The sequence below is a fragment of the Streptosporangium nanhuense genome (assembly GCF_059358815.1).
Genome location: NZ_JCADBG010000055.1, coordinates 1 through 14,660, shown reverse-complemented (window position 1 = coordinate 14,660; position 14,660 = coordinate 1). Strand labels below are relative to the sequence as shown.

The window sequence follows — 14,660 nt, the reverse complement described above, 5'->3', positions numbered from 1 at the left end:
GAGGGACTCTTTTTCCAGCCGCACGTACTCGTCGTGGACGCCCGCCATCTTCTGCAAGCTGGAGACGGCCTCCAGCAGGGCGTCGGCGGCGTTGCGGCTGTGGGCGCGGGTGCGGCGCGACAGGCCCACCCGCTCCAGCAGCGGGACGCGCTTGCCCTTCTTGGGCTTGTGGTGGCGCAGCCAGGTGGCCACCAGCTCCCCGTCCTGGACCAGCATCAGCGCCAGGGTGCGCGACAGGGCCTGGACGTTGTAGAGGTGGTTTTCCAGGGCTTCGTGACCGGCGATGATCTCGGCGGTCTCGAACTTGACCATCTGGCTGCCCAGGTCCTCGCTTCGGTTGCTCACAGGTCCTCCTCGTGGATCACGGCGTCCAGCAGGTGCCGGGCGGTCTGCTCGGTGCTGCTCTGGGCGATCAGGGTTCCGTCGGCCAGCACCTGCACCGAGGTGGTGGCGGCCGCCGAGCGGGCCCAGGAGCGGGCCACGGCGCGGGCCCGGCCGCGCAAGCTGGTCTCCTCGGCCAGCGCGAAGGCCACCAGCAGCGCGGCCGCGGCCAGCAGCGCGACCGCGATGCCGTGTGCGGCCCGCTCGGGCCAGCCCGGCGCGAACGCCGCCGCCAGCCAGGTCACGAAGGCGCTCACTGGCCGCCCTCCTTGCTCTGGTCGGGCTCCGCGCTGGGGTTGTGCGGGGCATGTGCGGTGATCTTGTGCGCGGCATGTGCGGGGCCGCTGACCTGGTGTGCGGCCATGTGCGGCCCATGTGCGGCCGCGCCGTGCGCACCCTGGCAGGCGCCGGTGACGATGGGCCAGTCCAGGCGGCACCACGCGGCGCGGGAGGCCTCGGTGATGGTCACCTCGTAGGCGTCGGCGAGCTCGCGCACCAGGGTCAGGCCGCGCTGGTACTCGCCCTCCCCCCGGGCTGCCGGCACCAGCGCCGGGCCCTGGTCGGTGCAGGTCAGCGCGACCGCCCCGGCCTCACCGGTCGAGCCGGGCTCGACCTCGGCACGCAGCGTGAACCGGCCGCCCACGGTGCCGGACGCGCTGTGCAGCACGGCGTTGGTGGCCAGCTCCGAGACGACCAGGGCGACGTCGTCGGCGCGCGGGCACCCCGGCGGCAGGCAGCTCAGCGCCCAGGCGCGCACCTCGGCGACGCGCTCCGGAGCGCCGGGGAACGCGCGCTCGTGGGCGAGGGTGACGGTGACGGCCATCACGCCACCTCCCCGCAGGTCAGGACCGGCAGGGCGGGGGCGGCGCACTGGGCCAGCAGCACCACCGGGCGCGCTCCGACCGGCGGGAGCTGCCCGTGCGCGGCCAGCGCGTGACGCAGGTGGACCAGCGGGTCGACCTCGCCAAGCTGCGCGGCCGCCACTGTGGCGCGGGCCGCGGCCAGCAGCTCGGCGTACTCGGCGACCATGAGGGCTAGGTCCTGGCGGGTCATCGCGTTGTTGCTGGTCAAGACGATGCTCATGACGTCACCTCGCCCAGGATCGTGGCGATCGCGGCGTCGACGTCGACCTGCTCGCGGCCGTGCGGCACGAGCCGGAAGGTCTGGTCGACGAAGTCGATGACCAGCTCCCGGACCGCGTAGAGCAGGAACGGGTAGCCGGACTCCGGGGTCAAGGTGATGGCCAGGTAGAGGTCGTCGAGCTCCTCGTGCGGCGCCACCAGAACGTTGCCCTGCCCGGCCGGGGCGCGCACGCCCTCGGCGAGCAGGTCGCGGGCGAAGGTGTACTCGGAGGTGACGGTGCGGCCGCGAACGAACATCAGGTGCACCGCGTGCGGGTCCGCGGCGCTGTAGGTCAGCACCCCGGCCAGCGGGGTCTTGGGGCTGTCGGCGGGCCACAGCCGCACGTCGTAGATCACCTGGGGCCTCATGCCGACACCTCCGTACGGATCTCGTTGCGCAGGGTCTGCGCTGTCTTCGGCGCGCAGCGCAGGAGCTTGCGGATTCCCTCGGCGGTGGCCTCCTGGGGGTCGACGAGGCCGGCCCCGATCGCGGCGTGCAGCGCGGTCCGGTGCTCCTCGATCGATCGACGCGGCGCGGTCGGGTACTCAGGGTCGATCGGGTCCATGAGCGACTCGGGGTCGATCGACTCCTCGATCGATCGGGGCTCGATCGACGTACGGGGCGAGACGATCGGGTCCGGAGTACTCGATCGAGGCGTCTCGATCGAGGCAGGGGCCGAAGCCGGGCGCGTCTGGGTCAGGGCTCGATCGGCCGGTGCCGCCTCGATCGAGGTGGGGCGGTTGGCCGGAATCGACCGGTGGTCGATCGAGGGGAAAGCGATCGATCGAGCCACGTCATCGCGGGTCGCGGAGAAGGCGCGCAGCCGGGCCATGGCCTCCTCGCCCTCGGCGCTGGCCTGAGGGGTCGGGGCGCCGGGGCGGACGATCGAGCCGTCGACGATGACGAGCTGACCGGCCTTCGCGGCCTCCTTGTCGGCCTTCTTCTCGTAGCGGACGATCGAGCGGGCCAGCTTGCGATCGCGGCGCGAGGAGCCGGGGCCGACGCCGAAGCGGTCGATCCACGCCTGCTGCCAGGCCTCGTCGATCGAGCAGCCCTGCGCGCCCTGGATCGAGGCGGCCGACCACGACAGGCGCGGGTAGCGGATCCGCCGCCAGGCCGCGCGGCGCAGCTCGGCCGCCGACCGCTTGGCGATCACCTGCTTCTTGAGCGCGGCCCGCAGCTCCCACAGCACGATGCCCAGCAGCGAGGCGACCGCGTAGATCACGCCGATCTGCAAGCCCGCCCACGGGTCCACCGCCGTGGCGGCCTTGTCGACCTGATGCCACATGTTCATCGCCGCGGCGGTCGCGGCCATCAGCACGGTCATCAGCCGGTAGCGGCCGGTCGGCAGCCCCTTCTCCAGGGCCAGGTTGGTCAGGTACGCGGTGTAGAGGACGCTGCCCTCCATCGCGATCGGCAGCGTGACCGCCGCCGCGCCCAGCTTCATCTGGTCGGTGGCGAAGGCGAGCTGCCCGCCCCAGGCGATGAACATCGGCGAGCCCATGGCCACCGCCCCGACGATCGCCTCTGAGCGCGAGCGCAGAGCCTCAGCCAGGCCCTGGGCGCCGTTGCGCAGGGCGGTGCCGCGCTGCTCGCGCCGCTTGGCCGCTTCCTGCTTCCGCTCGACACGCAGGCGCTCGGCGGTCGCGTCGTCCTCGTGCTTCTGCCGACGGAGCTCGGCCTTCGCGGCGAGAGCGGTCTGGGTACGGATGGCCTCGGCCTCGGCGCGGGAGCGCTCGGCCTCGGCGCCGGCGACGGCGCGCTGCGCGCGGGGGTCGTAGTAGCTCATCCGACGCTCACCGCCTCGGCCAGCTCGGCCTGGGCGATAAGCAGGTCAGCGAACACCCCGACCAGCTCACTGGTGAGGGGGTCGATGGCGCTGCCGTCGATCCAGCTGCTCCGGGTCTCCTCGCGCCCGCCGATGATGTCGAACAGGGCGCCGAGGGTAGGCAGGGGGCAGGTGGTGACTCGCAAGTCGTGCTCGCGGGCGTAGTCGGCGACGACCTGGTCCAGGCTGCGGGTGCCGTGGATGTCGAGCAGGTTCCCGGCCGGGGTCAGTACGCCCACATGCGCCCAGCGGTAGGGCCGCTCGACGAGCTGCACCAGGGCCAGCGGCCACCCGGTGCGCAGGTGCAGGGCGCGGGCCAGCACGGCGCACTCGCCGTAGCCATACAGCTCGATCGCGGCCTCATCGACGACACCGGGGCGCACGGTCAGCGAGGTGTGGCCGTAGAAGGTCGGAACCTCCAGGGTCACGACGCACTCGACGTCGGCCAGCGGCCGGTCACCGGCCATCGCGGCCAGCTGCGGGTAGCGGGAGCGGTAGGAAGTGGTCGTCATCGCGCCCCCGCCTTGTCCTGCAGGAGTGCCTGCACGACGGACTCGCGAAACCGACGGTGCCCACCAGGAGTGCGAATACTGGCGATGAGGCCAACCGCGGCCCATCGGGCGACGGTTTTGGGGTCAACGCGGAACACGCTGGCGACCTCGCCGGTCGTGTACAGCTGTTCGTCCGCCACGGGCGGATCCGTCATAGTGGTCATGGGTCGTTGGCTCCTTCAGGTGAGCGGCCTGTTCTCGCGGCCTCGGCGCTCTGACCAGCGCCGGGGCCGCTCTTGCATTGGGTCGTCGATAACGGGTTAGGCTGTCACCAAACGTTTAACGTTTGGTCTTTCGTAGAGTGACCCACCTCACCCACGATGTCAAGAGTCGCCAAACGTTTACCGTTTGTCGTAGGGTTGCCTAAACCGGACACGAGGGGACGACGAGTGAGCAAGTTAGGGTTCCGAGAGATTGCCTCAGCGATCCGCGAAGCGATCAAGAACGGCACGTACCCCACAGGTACGCCGATGCCGTCAGAACCGGAGCTCGCGGAAAAGTACGGTGGCGGCGCCTCCCGCAGCCTGGTCAATCGCGCCATGCAGTTGCTTGCTGCAGAGGGAATGGTTCGCCCTCGGCAGGGACGCGGCACGATCGTGACCTGGCTGCCTCCGCTGACGCACTCACCAGCGCGTTATGCGCGCAACACGCGTGAGCATGCTGGAGCAAAGGGTGCCTTCGATGCGGAAATCCGAGCTCTCGGCCTGGAGCCAAGGCACGAAATCGTCGTTGACCGCGCGGTGCCCTCGGAGGAGGTCGCTGATCTGCTCGGCCTGCCAAAGGGGCAGAGCGCCTTGGTCCGCCGGCGGCGCCTGCTCGCTTCTGGCATACCGATCCGGATCAACGCCTCGTGGTTCCCGCTGGAGATCGCCGAGGGGACCGTCCTGGAGGAACCGGGCCCAGTGATCGTAGGCGGCGTCAAATCGGCCCTGAGCGACCTCGGCTACACGCAGACTGAGGCCACGGAACGGGTCATCGTCCGTATCCCTACAGAGGACGAGGTGACCGCTCTAGAGATCAGCCCGGAGCGCAGCGTCCTGGACATCGTCCACGCGGGACGAACAAACGATGGAAGGGTTGTGGAAGTCACCACGACTGTCACTCCTGCGCACTACCTGGTCATCGAAAACCCCTTCCCGCTTTCCTGATTGGAGCCACAACGTGACAGCCAATGAGTTGCCCGCGTTCGTGTACGACTTGGCCGCCCTGGATGCGCACGCGGCCGCGGTGCGGGCCGCGCTGCCCGGAGTTGAGCTCTACTATGCGGCCAAGGCCAACCCTGACCCTGAGCTGCTGAGAGTGCTCGCGCGGCATGTGGATGGCATTGAGGTCGCCTCCGGCGGCGAGCTGGAGCACGTGCGGGACGCGCTCCCCGCAACCAAGATCGCTTTTGGTGGGCCGGGTAAGACTGACGACGAACTTCGGCTCGCCCTAGACCATGGCGTCGAGCGGCTGCACGTGGAGGGCCCGAACGAACTGCGCCGCCTGCTGGCCACCGGACGCCCAGTCGACGTACTCCTGCGAGTCAACCTCGCGCTCTCCCTCGGAGACGTGGCGCTGGCCATGGGAGGCGGCGCGACCCCCTTCGGCATGGATCCCAAGGGAATCGACGAGTGCTTGACGCTGCTGGGCAAGCAGAACACCGTACGACTGCACGGCATCCATGCCCACTTGGCGAGCGGCCTGGACGCGCCGCGCATGTTGGAGGTCGCCGAGGGCGTGCTGGACTACACCCGCACCCTCGGCGTGACCGAGATCAACCTCGGGGGTGGCATGGCCGTCGACTACGCCAACCCCAGCGCCATCTTCGACTGGGAGACCTACGGCAAGGGTTTGGCCAGCCTGCGCCGACCCGATGAAACACTCCGGATCGAGCCTGGCCGCTCGATATCGGTTTACTGCGGGCGGTACGTGACTCGCGTCATCGACGTCAAGCGCGTCCACGACGAACTGTTCGCTATCGTGGCTGGCGGCACCCACCACATCCGGACCCCCGCCACCAAGGGCCACGACCAACCGCTGATTATCAAGGAGGCTGGAGAGCCGACCACGATCGTTGGTCAGCTCTGCACCCCGAAGGACACTCTGGCTCGTCGGGTCCCGATCAACCTTCAGGTAGGAGACGTGGTGGAGTTCACCATGGCGGGCGCCTACGCCTGGAACATCTCCCACCACGACTTCCTGATGCATCCACACCCGGCCTTCCGCTACATCAACCCTCCGAAGTAGCGTCAACGAAGCGAAAGCCCCGGCCTAGGTCGGGGCTTTCACATGTCGTCAAGAGGACGAAACTACTGGGGAGTGCGCCATGACGTGCAAGAGCGCAGCAATCCCACGGTAGGGGTCAATGCTTCCCGCCTCTTCCTCGCAAGCCACGATCTCGGCCAGTTCCCCGGCTGCTGGCACCGTGGACTCCATGGCAGCGAACTCACAGAAGACGAGCACCCCGTACCAGTCATGAACGGTCAAGCCGACATCGGCGAGCTGAGCGGCGAGATCGCTGAGTCGATCAGCGCGAGCCTCAGCTCCGAGCCGGTTGCGATAACTGGTGGTCCCGAACGCTGCCCGCGCTGCCTTCCAGTCGCCGCGAAGTCCCGGGTAGAGGGCCAGGGCATCCGCATTGCGGACCAGCAGGGAAAGTGCCCCATCTGGCGCGAGCACCTGGCTCATTTCCTCGAGCACCGGCGCGGGATCGGCGAGGTACATCAAGACGCCATGACAGATCACCATGTCGAAGCGCTCCCTGGGGAAGCTTTCAGCCAGGCGATCCGCTTCTCCTTGAGCCAGGCGCACACGGTCGCGCACCTCAGCCGGCTGGCGGGCGAGCTCGCACTCGAAGTCAGCGAGCATCGCAGGAGAATGGTCGATGCCAGTCACGTCGTAGCCGAGCCTGGCCAGTCGTAGAGCCTGAGTCCCCTGCCCGCAGCCCACATCGAGAACGCGAGCCGGTTGAGCTGGCAGGTGGGCACTCAGTTGCCTTGTCACGAGCTCCTGCCGCACCGTGTTGGGGAGCATCCGCAGACGTTCCCGCCACTCGTCCTCAACGGGAGCGAACTTGCTGTTCATCGATCTCCTACAACCTGGAGGCCCTGGCCTTGTGACCAGGGCCTCCAGTTTTCCCTACAGCGTCTTCTGCTCGATCTCGTTGAGCAAGACACGCAACTCGGCGACCACCTTCTTGACCTCATCGGGATCTTCGCTCGTGTGGGCCAACACCAGCCAAGCTCCCGCGCGTGAGGTGGTACCTCACCGGTCACGCTGATCCGCTTGAGCCAGCGCTTACCGACGCCAGAAGTGGCGAGGGAGGACAACGCCAGCATGCTCATGCGTTCGATGGTGACCTGTCTGGTGACAGGGACCAAGCGGAAGACTCGTTTCCGCACCCTTTTCGGGTGTCAACGTTACTGGGACGCTCCGGTACGGATAGCGTTTCGGTCGCCCGCCCCTTCGGTTCGACGGCCAAGGGGCGGGCGGGAAACAACTAACCAAGGAAAGGTTACCCGCAATGGCTGTCACCACTTTCGCTAATCACAAGGGGGGCGTCGGCAAGACCGACGAGGTAGAGGGAACCGCCGCCGAGCTGGCCATGCGCGGCCGACGTGTCCTCGCCGTTGATCTCGACCCCCAAGGAAACCTGTCGCGGCGCATGGGTTACCAGGAACACGAGCTCGCCGAGCGCCCCACCATCGCCGAGGCGATCCGCGACCAGTCCGAGCGCACGCTCCGTGCCTCCCTGCTGCCGTGCCAGTGGGAACAGGACTGGGCCGCGAACATCACCCTTGTCCCCTCCCGCATCGAGCTGGAGGAGCGCATCAGCGAAGCGGGCGTACCATTGTCCTGGCAGCGCCTCGCGGCCTGCCTGGCTCCGCTCGCCGGGGAGTACGACGACATCCTGATCGACACCCCGCCAACCATCGGCCACCTGCTGCACCTGGCGCTCGTGGCCAGTGACCATGTGGTGGGCGTCACGACGCCGACGTACGACGCAGTACGCGGTATCTACCGGCTGAAGGCGTTCATCGAGAACGAGAAGCAGCGCGTCGGCCTGGGGCTGCGCTGCAAGCTGATCGGCGTCGTCATCAACATGAAGCGCGCGAAAGTCGTGACCCACGAGGAGCGCACTGACGCGCTTATCGACAGGTTCGGCGACCTCGTGTGGCAACCTGCCCTGCCGTTGCGCGCGGCCGTGGAAGACGCGGGAGAGCGGGCCGAGCCTCCACAGAACGCGGGCAAGGAAATTCGCGACATCTTCGTGTCGCGCGTCGACTCCTACCTGAAGTCGACTGCGGCATGAGCAACGACCGGAAACGGCGCCCTCTGCCGCAGATTGAGGAAGACATTCCGATCGACTCCGGCGTCGGCCCCACCGCCACGACGGCGCCTGCGAACACGGGAGAGAAGGCGTCTGCCGTGCCGGACCCCGCGCCTCTCCCCGTTGAAACCGAAGCGAAGACCGGCGTCATCGTTAGCCGCCCGTCACCGCTGTTCGAGTCCCCCATGGGACCGCAGTTCCAGGCCGCTCTCCCAGAGAACAGCAAAGAGGAGCAGCGAGCCCACTACGAGCGGATCGCGCGGGACGCTCACGCGGCGCACGAGTCAGTCAACCAGCTCGCAGACCGGTACCTGACACTCTCGGCAGGGCAGTCCTACCGAGAGATCCGGGATAGCCGTCTGTACGAGGAGGGCCTGGGTTATCGGACTTTCGAGGAGTACGTCGAGCACCACCTTGACATCTCCCGGATGCACGTCTATCGGCTCATCCGTGGCGTGAATGTATACCTCGCCCTCCCGGAGGTGCTAGAGCTGTCGTTTCGGCAGAAGGACATCTTGGGGCGCGTCAAGGACCCCGAGCTGATTCGGGCCGTCTGGGAGAAGGCAACCGCTGGAGGTGACACCAGCCCGGCCGCGCTGAAGAGGGCACGCGACGAACTCGCAGTCGAGCTGGCGCCGGCCGACAAGTCCGAAAAGGCGGAACCGACATCGACGGTTGTAACGCTGCCGAAGGCGCGCAAGGCTCTGGAGCGGTTCTTCACCGGAGAGGCGCTGAAACTCATCGCAGCGTCGGCCAAGAAGCCCGAGGATGTGGAACAAATCGCCGCCGCGTTGGAGACGGCCGCAGCAAGGCTACGGGAAGCCGTAAGCCGCTGAACCGCGTGAACGGGGGCGTGTAACACACCGTGTTACACGCCCCCGTTTACATAGAGTCAGCCAGCCGAGGCGGCGTCGGGATGACCGCCATGGTGGTCACGAAGCGCGGCAGCGCTTCTGGCGCTGGTGGCCAGGAGGTCGGCTCGGCGCGTTGCCAGCCGTGCGCGGCCCGCCGACAATTTCCATCGCTTCGGCGGGCCGCTCGTCATGAAGCAGGGGAGGGTGGCGTCTGGTCGCGGTTGGTGGCCATCAGGGCCAGCCAGGCCGGGTGGTGACCGCTGACGATGAAGTCGGCCATCTCCTCCGGCGGGAAGTCCTCGGTCAGGCCCGCGCTGATCTCGGGGTCCTGCCCGCCGTCTCCGCAGATCCGGCAGGTGCGGATGTGGGTAGCCATGTCGTGGACCTGCTCAGCGTTGTAACGGGTCATGTGGTGCTCTCGGCTTCCTCTTGGGGTCCCGGTAGTAATCGCCGAAAATCCAACGGATATACCCCTGACCTGCTCCGATGTGAGGGCATCGCATGGCTGGTATGCCGGTTGGTGGGCGCAGTGGGCTGGGGCGAGGGTGCCGCTGACCTCGCCGGATGCTCCACGTCGACGCTGGCGAAGCGATATCCGTTGGATTTTCCGCCGTTACTACCGGGACCCCGGGTTGCCCCGGCCTTGCCCTCCAGCTCCGACAGCGGCGCGTCGGCGCCGAGCTCGGCGGCCAGGGCGCGCAGCGCGATCGCGTACGCCTTGGCGGTGTTGTGGCCGGTGATCGTGGCCAAGAACGCCTCGACGGCCTCGCCGAGGCCGGGCGCGTACGAGCGTGGACCGAGCCGGTGCACCATCGCCATAGAGACCTTCCCAGCGCTATCGCAGATAAGCGGGGGGAGTCGCCAGCACCAGGGCGGGGTGTCTCTTCAGGACGGATCCCAGGCTATCGCAGATAATCATCCACTATCTGCGATAGCGAACCGAGATCGTCGGCGGCTATCGGCTACCGCCGAGATCCGGGCCGGTTCCGCGGGGAAGCCAGCGCATCCTTGAGGTCGCAGAAAATGCGTACGCCGTTACGTACTTCTGCTCTCAGTGGCGCCGTCCGCGCCGCAGCCCGTACAGCGCCAGCGACAGTCCCATCACCGCGATGGCGGCATCGAGCGGCGGCCACATCGTCGGGGCCAGCCACACCAGCACTCCGGCCACAACACCCAAGACCAAGCAGGCCAGGGCGACGATCACATACTGCGGCACGAAGACGCCGGGGCCACGCTCGCCAGAGGGGCGGGGGCGAGCCTTGTCGGACGTGCGGGGTGTGCGGTTCACCAGGGGGTCCTTCCTGCTCCACGGGGTGGTGACAGCACACTTGCGCCGAGTGGCGTTCGGCTTCGAGACGATTTGGCGATAACGGATCATCCTGTTCGGATGGCCAGGTCAGCGCCATCGGTGTAGAGGTGGATTCCGAACGATTCCGAACAGCCCGGGATGGAACCGATGCCCGCGATCGAACCGGAGCGGATCCGCACCAGACAGCAGCTGACCGAGCAGCTGGCCTTGCTGTTTGACCGTGATCCGCGTGGCGTACAGCGGCTGGCCGCCGATGCCGGGCTGGGCACAGGGACGGTCCAGGATCTGATCACCGGCCAAACAAAGATCCCCCGGGCAAAAACCTTGGAAGCGTTTGTGCGGGCTTGTGGCAAAGATCCGCGGCCCTGGCTGGAGGCCAGGGCGCGGCTGGTCGCCACCGCCCGCATCCCCCTAAACGATCAGGAACCCGAGTCGTCCCGGCCGCCCGCAGAGCCGCTTGGGCAGGTGATCGGCGAGCTGAGCGAACGCGACGCGCTGACCTCCTTGGAAGTGCACCAAGCCTTCACCGCGGCCAGGGCCGCAGCCGAGCCGGTGCCGGTATTGCCGCCTTATCTGTGGCGAGAAGGTTATGACGACCGGCTGCGGGCGGCGGTGGCTGCTGCGGCGGACGGCAGCCGTCTGGTGATGGTGGTCGGGGACTCCTCAACCGGTAAGACGCGGGCCTGCTGGGAGGCGATCCGCGCCGTCTTGCCGACCTGGCGCATCTGGCACCCGTTGACTCCGCAGCGGCCGCTGGCCGTGGTGGAGGCACTTCGTGACAGACGGGTGGCCCCGCGGTCGGTGATCTGGCTGAACGAGGCCCAGTTCTACCTGCAGGCGCCTCAGGTCGGCGAAAGCGTCGCAAGTGAGCTGCAGGCCCTGCTGGGCGACAAGTCACAAGGCCCGGTTTTGGTGCTGGGGTCGATGTGGCCCGACTACTGGCGCCGATTGACCCGCACCCCCGCCGACCCGGCCGACCCTGCTGGCAACGATCCGCACCGGGCGGCCCGGGCGCTGCTCGGCGGCGCCGAAGAGATCACCTGGCCGCCCCGGTTCACCGACCAGCAGCTGGCGCACCTGACCGAGACCATCAAGGCCGATCCCCGGCTGCAGGAGGCCGTCCAGCGAGCGCCGGGCGGGCAGATCGCCCAGGAGCTGGCCGGAGCACCGGAGATACTGCGCCGCTACCGGCAAGCCGATCCGGCCGAGCAGGTGGTGCTGTGGGCCGCGATCGACGCCCGCCGACTGGGGCACGGCCTCTACCTGGCCGAATCGTTCCTGCAGCACGCCGCCCCCGGATACCCCGACCAGAACACCTGGGACCAGATCGCACAACAGAAGGACTGGTTCACCAGCGCGCTGGACCGGCTGACCGCCAAGCACCGGCGCCTCCCCGGCCCGTTGATCGAACACCAGCCGCGCCCCGGCGAGCCGCCCCTCACGCAGCCGCTGTACCGGCTGGCCGACTACCTCGAACAGCACGGCCGCCACGAACGCCGTCTGCTATGCCCACCCACATCTTTCTGGAACGCAGCCGCCCACCATGCCCACACCCCAGCAGATCTGACCGCCCTGGCTGACGCGGCATGGAAGCGAAGCCGCTGGAGGCATGCCAACCACCTCATTCAACGAGCCGTCGACGCCGGAGACACCAACGCGCTGAGGATGCTGGCCGAGATGCTGAGGATGCTGGCCAGGCTGCGGGAGGAGGCGGGGGACAGGGAGGGCGCCGAGCGTCTCGTCCAGCAGGGCGCCGACGTCGGCGACCTCGGCGGGCTGTGGATGCTGGCCAGGCTGCGGGAGGAGGCGGGGGACAGGGAGGGCGCCGAGCGTCTCGTCCAGCAGGGCGCCGACGCCGGCGACCTCGGCGGGCTGTGGATGCTGGCCAGGCTGCGGAAGGAGGCGGGGGACAGGGAGGGCGCCGAGCGCCTGTACCGGCGGGCTGCCGACGCCGGCGACACCGACGCGCTGTGGATGCTGGCCAGGCTGCGGGAGGAGGCGGGGGACAGGGAGGGCGCCGAGCGCCTGTACCGGCGGGCTGCCGACGCCGGCGACACCGACGCGCTGAGGATGCTGGCCAGGCTGCGGGAGGGGGCGGGGGGCAGGGAGGGCGCCGAGCGCCTGTACCGGCGGGCTGCCGACGCCGGCGACACCGACGCGCTGTGGATGCTGGCCGAGATACGAGAGGAGATGGGGGACAGGGAGGGCGCCGAGCGTCTCGTCCAGCAGGGCGCCGACGCCGGCGACACCGGCGCGCTGTGGATGCTGGCCGAGATACGAGAGGAGGCGGGGGACAGGGAGGGCGCCGAGCGCCTGTACCGGCGGGCTGCCGACGCCGGCGACACCGACGCGCTGTGGATGCTGGCCAGGCTGCGGAAGGAGGCGGGGGACAGGGAGGGCGCCGAGCGCCTGTACCGGCGGGCTGCCGACGCCGGCGACACCGACGCGCTGTGGATGCTGGCCAGGCTGCGGGAGGAGGCGGGGGACAGGGAGGGCGCCGAGCGCCTGTACCGGCGGGCTGCCGACGCCGGCGACACCGACGCGCTGAGGATGCTGGCCGAGATACGGGAGGGGGCGGGGGGCAGGGAGGGCGCCGAGCGCCTGTACCGGCGGGCTGCCGATGCCGGCGACACCGACGCGTTGAGGATGCTGGCCGCCCTGCGGGAGGAGGCGGGGGACAGGGAAGGCGCCGAGCGCCTGTACCGGCGGGCTGCCGACGCTGGCGACACCGGCGCGCTGTGGATGCTGGCCGCCCTGCGTGAGGAGGCGGGGGGCAGGGAGGGCGCCGAGCGTCTCGTCCAGCAGGGCGCCGACGCCGGCGACCTCGGCGGGCTGTGGATGCTGGCCAGGCTGCGGAAGGAGGCGGGGGACAGGGAAGGCGCCGAGCGCCTGTACCGGCGGGCTGCCGACGCCGGCGACACCGACGCGCTGAGGATGCTGGCCGCCCTGCGGGAGGAGGCGGGGGACAGGGAAGGCGCCGAGCGCCTGTACCGGCAGGGCGCCGACGCCGGCGACACCGACGCGCTGAGGATGCTGGCCAACCTGTGGGACAGGGCAGGTGACCGAGACAGCGCTAAGCATCTTGCTCGTTTCGGTTTGACGGCCGAAGGGGAGACCGAGGATCCCTGGAGCTGGTAGCCCCAGCGGGGGCGGTCAAAAGGGAGCATTAGAGATCGGTGCCGTTCATAGGATTGTGCGTCCAGCGGTCAACGTCGCGCACGTAGCCCAGCACGGTGCGCGATCCGTCGCGCCAACGGCCGTGGCGGCCGATCAGCAGCAGGAGGCCAGAAGCGGAAACTCTCGTCACAGCCTCATACGTCTTCGGCGCCGACGGGCCAGTGTTGGCTCGCGCTGGTCGGAGTCGTCTCTCGCCCGGTTTCGATCTCACACAATGCTAATTATGTGATCTTTCCCTGTTGCCTGACACTGAGAGGAATCGCGTGAGCTCAACGGTGGAGACTGTCGTCTCCGGAGACTCCGAGAACACCGTCATCCGTGCTGAGTTCCCCGTGAACTACGCGCAGTTCTACCTGTTCGACGGCAATACGTTTCGAACCGTGCACCCGGAGCCGAAAGCACCTGGGGTGTCGAACGCGGGCATCTTGCGAACCGTACGAGGAGGAGCTCACCTCGTCACCGGCCTCTATCTCGGAAACATCGACTTGACCGTGTCCCTGCACCACCATGAGCCTGAGCCGCTGCTGGAGGAATACGAGGACGTGGTCGAGGCCAGCTTCCAAGCCGACGTCGACCCGATCACGGTCATTGCCTGGGATTCCACAAAGTACATCGCCCTGCCGCAACTGCCGTCCAAGGCCGGCTGGTATCGGCTGCGCTACCACGCCCGCAACATGGACCAGGCCTTCGACCTACGTTCCACAGAGATCATCGACGCGTTTCACCTCCAGATATGGGCCGCCCCTCCAGGTGACGCCGAGGTTCTCCAGGTGGTGTCGGACAGGGCCCGTCGCAAGCTGTTCCGCTGACCGGCTTCACTGAGCCAGAACAGTCAGTAGGCGCACTGGACGACGACGTCGTCGAGTTCGGCGCGTGCGGCGAACAGGTGGTTGAAGGCCTTTGCCACGGTCAGCCGCAGCACGACGTCGGAGCGCTGTGCGGTCCAGCTCACCGTGTGCAGGCGCCAGCCGTCCACCGTCTGGTCCACCGGTACCGTCTTCAGGGCGATGTAGGTCCAGTCGGCCGGGTTGATGACCTCCAGGTTGAAGGTCGCCGCGGCGTTGCGCAGGTCCAGCCAGACGCCCGCGGTGCAGCGGGCGCCGGGGTGGGCGGGCACCGGGGTGAG

General features: G+C 68.5%; 19 protein-coding genes. 6 read left to right on the top strand and 13 right to left on the bottom strand.

Annotated elements, in window-relative coordinates; translation table 11 throughout:
* From AC5L38_RS43505 to AC5L38_RS43470, 8 genes are all read right to left on the bottom strand, one after another.
* Window positions 1-345, bottom strand: a 345-nt coding sequence (locus AC5L38_RS43505) for a hypothetical protein (RefSeq protein WP_495248690.1), incomplete at its 3' end; no start/stop codon positions are given.
* A complete protein-coding gene (locus tag AC5L38_RS43500) occupies window positions 342-638 on the bottom strand; it encodes a hypothetical protein (protein ID WP_495248689.1) in 297 nt (98 codons plus the stop codon). The genes AC5L38_RS43500 and AC5L38_RS43505, both read right to left, overlap by 4 nt.
* The gene (locus tag AC5L38_RS43495; RefSeq protein WP_495248688.1) at window positions 635-1,204 is read right to left on the bottom strand and encodes an ATP-binding protein; all 570 of its coding nucleotides are present in this window, start codon (window positions 1,202-1,204) and stop codon (window positions 635-637) included. Before AC5L38_RS43495 ends, AC5L38_RS43500 begins: the two co-directional genes overlap by 4 nt.
* The gene (locus AC5L38_RS43490; RefSeq protein WP_495248687.1) at window positions 1,204-1,464 is read right to left on the bottom strand and encodes a hypothetical protein; all 261 of its coding nucleotides are present in this window, start codon (window positions 1,462-1,464) and stop codon (window positions 1,204-1,206) included. Before AC5L38_RS43490 ends, AC5L38_RS43495 begins: the two co-directional genes overlap by 1 nt.
* Window positions 1,461-1,871, bottom strand: coding sequence for an SsgA family sporulation/cell division regulator (locus AC5L38_RS43485; protein ID WP_495248686.1), 411 nt, complete (start codon window positions 1,869-1,871; stop codon window positions 1,461-1,463). The genes AC5L38_RS43490 and AC5L38_RS43485 overlap by 4 nt, the downstream gene beginning before the upstream one ends.
* Window positions 1,868-3,292, bottom strand: a complete 1,425-nt coding sequence (locus tag AC5L38_RS43480; protein WP_495248685.1) for a DUF2637 domain-containing protein — start codon at window positions 3,290-3,292, stop codon at window positions 1,868-1,870. The genes AC5L38_RS43485 and AC5L38_RS43480 overlap by 4 nt, the downstream gene beginning before the upstream one ends.
* Window positions 3,289-3,843 (bottom strand): hypothetical protein, encoded by a 555-nt coding sequence (locus AC5L38_RS43475; RefSeq protein ID WP_495248684.1) that lies wholly within the window; start codon window positions 3,841-3,843, stop codon window positions 3,289-3,291. Before AC5L38_RS43475 ends, AC5L38_RS43480 begins: the two co-directional genes overlap by 4 nt.
* A complete protein-coding gene (locus tag AC5L38_RS43470) occupies window positions 3,840-4,046 on the bottom strand; it encodes a BldC family transcriptional regulator (protein ID WP_495248683.1) in 207 nt (68 codons plus the stop codon). The genes AC5L38_RS43475 and AC5L38_RS43470 overlap by 4 nt, the downstream gene beginning before the upstream one ends.
* 225 nt (window positions 4,047-4,271) lie before the next feature.
* Here AC5L38_RS43470 and AC5L38_RS43465 point away from each other — a divergent pair, with 225 nt between their 5' ends.
* Complete coding sequence (locus AC5L38_RS43465; RefSeq protein WP_495248682.1) at window positions 4,272-5,030, top strand: GntR family transcriptional regulator; 759 nt, start codon at window positions 4,272-4,274, stop codon at window positions 5,028-5,030.
* Between the two features lie 13 nt (window positions 5,031-5,043).
* A complete protein-coding gene (locus AC5L38_RS43460) occupies window positions 5,044-6,111 on the top strand; it encodes an alanine racemase (protein WP_495248681.1) in 1,068 nt (355 codons plus the stop codon).
* A gap of 48 nt (window positions 6,112-6,159) precedes the next feature.
* Here the strand turns inward: AC5L38_RS43460 and AC5L38_RS43455 are convergent, their stop codons facing one another.
* Window positions 6,160-6,948, bottom strand: coding sequence for a class I SAM-dependent methyltransferase (locus AC5L38_RS43455; RefSeq protein ID WP_495248680.1), 789 nt, complete (start codon window positions 6,946-6,948; stop codon window positions 6,160-6,162).
* A 439-nt stretch (window positions 6,949-7,387) separates the two neighbouring features.
* On the opposite strand from AC5L38_RS43455, the gene AC5L38_RS43450 reads away from it, so the two are divergent.
* Both AC5L38_RS43450 and AC5L38_RS43445 read left to right on the top strand, forming a co-directional pair.
* Complete coding sequence (locus AC5L38_RS43450) at window positions 7,388-8,176, top strand: ParA family protein (RefSeq protein ID WP_495248679.1); 789 nt, start codon at window positions 7,388-7,390, stop codon at window positions 8,174-8,176.
* Entirely contained in the window at window positions 8,173-9,030 is an 858-nt protein-coding gene (locus AC5L38_RS43445) for a hypothetical protein (protein WP_495248678.1), read from the top strand. Before AC5L38_RS43450 ends, AC5L38_RS43445 begins: the two co-directional genes overlap by 4 nt.
* A gap of 205 nt (window positions 9,031-9,235) precedes the next feature.
* Here AC5L38_RS43445 and AC5L38_RS43440 read toward each other — a convergent pair whose 3' ends face one another.
* The 3 genes from AC5L38_RS43440 to AC5L38_RS43430 all read right to left on the bottom strand — a co-directional run bounded on the left by AC5L38_RS43440 (window position 9,236) and on the right by AC5L38_RS43430 (window position 10,336).
* Complete coding sequence (locus tag AC5L38_RS43440; RefSeq protein ID WP_495248677.1) at window positions 9,236-9,457, bottom strand: hypothetical protein; 222 nt, start codon at window positions 9,455-9,457, stop codon at window positions 9,236-9,238.
* Window positions 9,454-9,867, bottom strand: a complete 414-nt coding sequence (locus tag AC5L38_RS43435; RefSeq protein ID WP_495248676.1) for a hypothetical protein — start codon at window positions 9,865-9,867, stop codon at window positions 9,454-9,456. Before AC5L38_RS43435 ends, AC5L38_RS43440 begins: the two co-directional genes overlap by 4 nt.
* 232 nt (window positions 9,868-10,099) lie before the next feature.
* On the bottom strand, window positions 10,100-10,336 hold the full coding sequence (locus AC5L38_RS43430; protein ID WP_495248675.1) for a hypothetical protein: 237 nt from the start codon (window positions 10,334-10,336) through the stop codon (window positions 10,100-10,102).
* A 486-nt stretch (window positions 10,337-10,822) separates the two neighbouring features.
* Between AC5L38_RS43430 and AC5L38_RS43425 the strand changes: the two genes are divergently transcribed.
* The gene (locus tag AC5L38_RS43425) at window positions 10,823-13,495 is read left to right on the top strand and encodes a hypothetical protein (protein ID WP_495248674.1); all 2,673 of its coding nucleotides are present in this window, start codon (window positions 10,823-10,825) and stop codon (window positions 13,493-13,495) included.
* A 302-nt stretch (window positions 13,496-13,797) separates the two neighbouring features.
* Entirely contained in the window at window positions 13,798-14,343 is a 546-nt protein-coding gene (locus tag AC5L38_RS43420; RefSeq protein ID WP_495248673.1) for a hypothetical protein, read from the top strand.
* Window positions 14,344-14,366: 23 nt separating this feature from the next.
* Here AC5L38_RS43420 and AC5L38_RS43415 read toward each other — a convergent pair.
* On the bottom strand, window positions 14,367-14,660 hold a 294-nt coding region (locus AC5L38_RS43415), incomplete at its 5' end, for a hypothetical protein (RefSeq protein WP_495248672.1).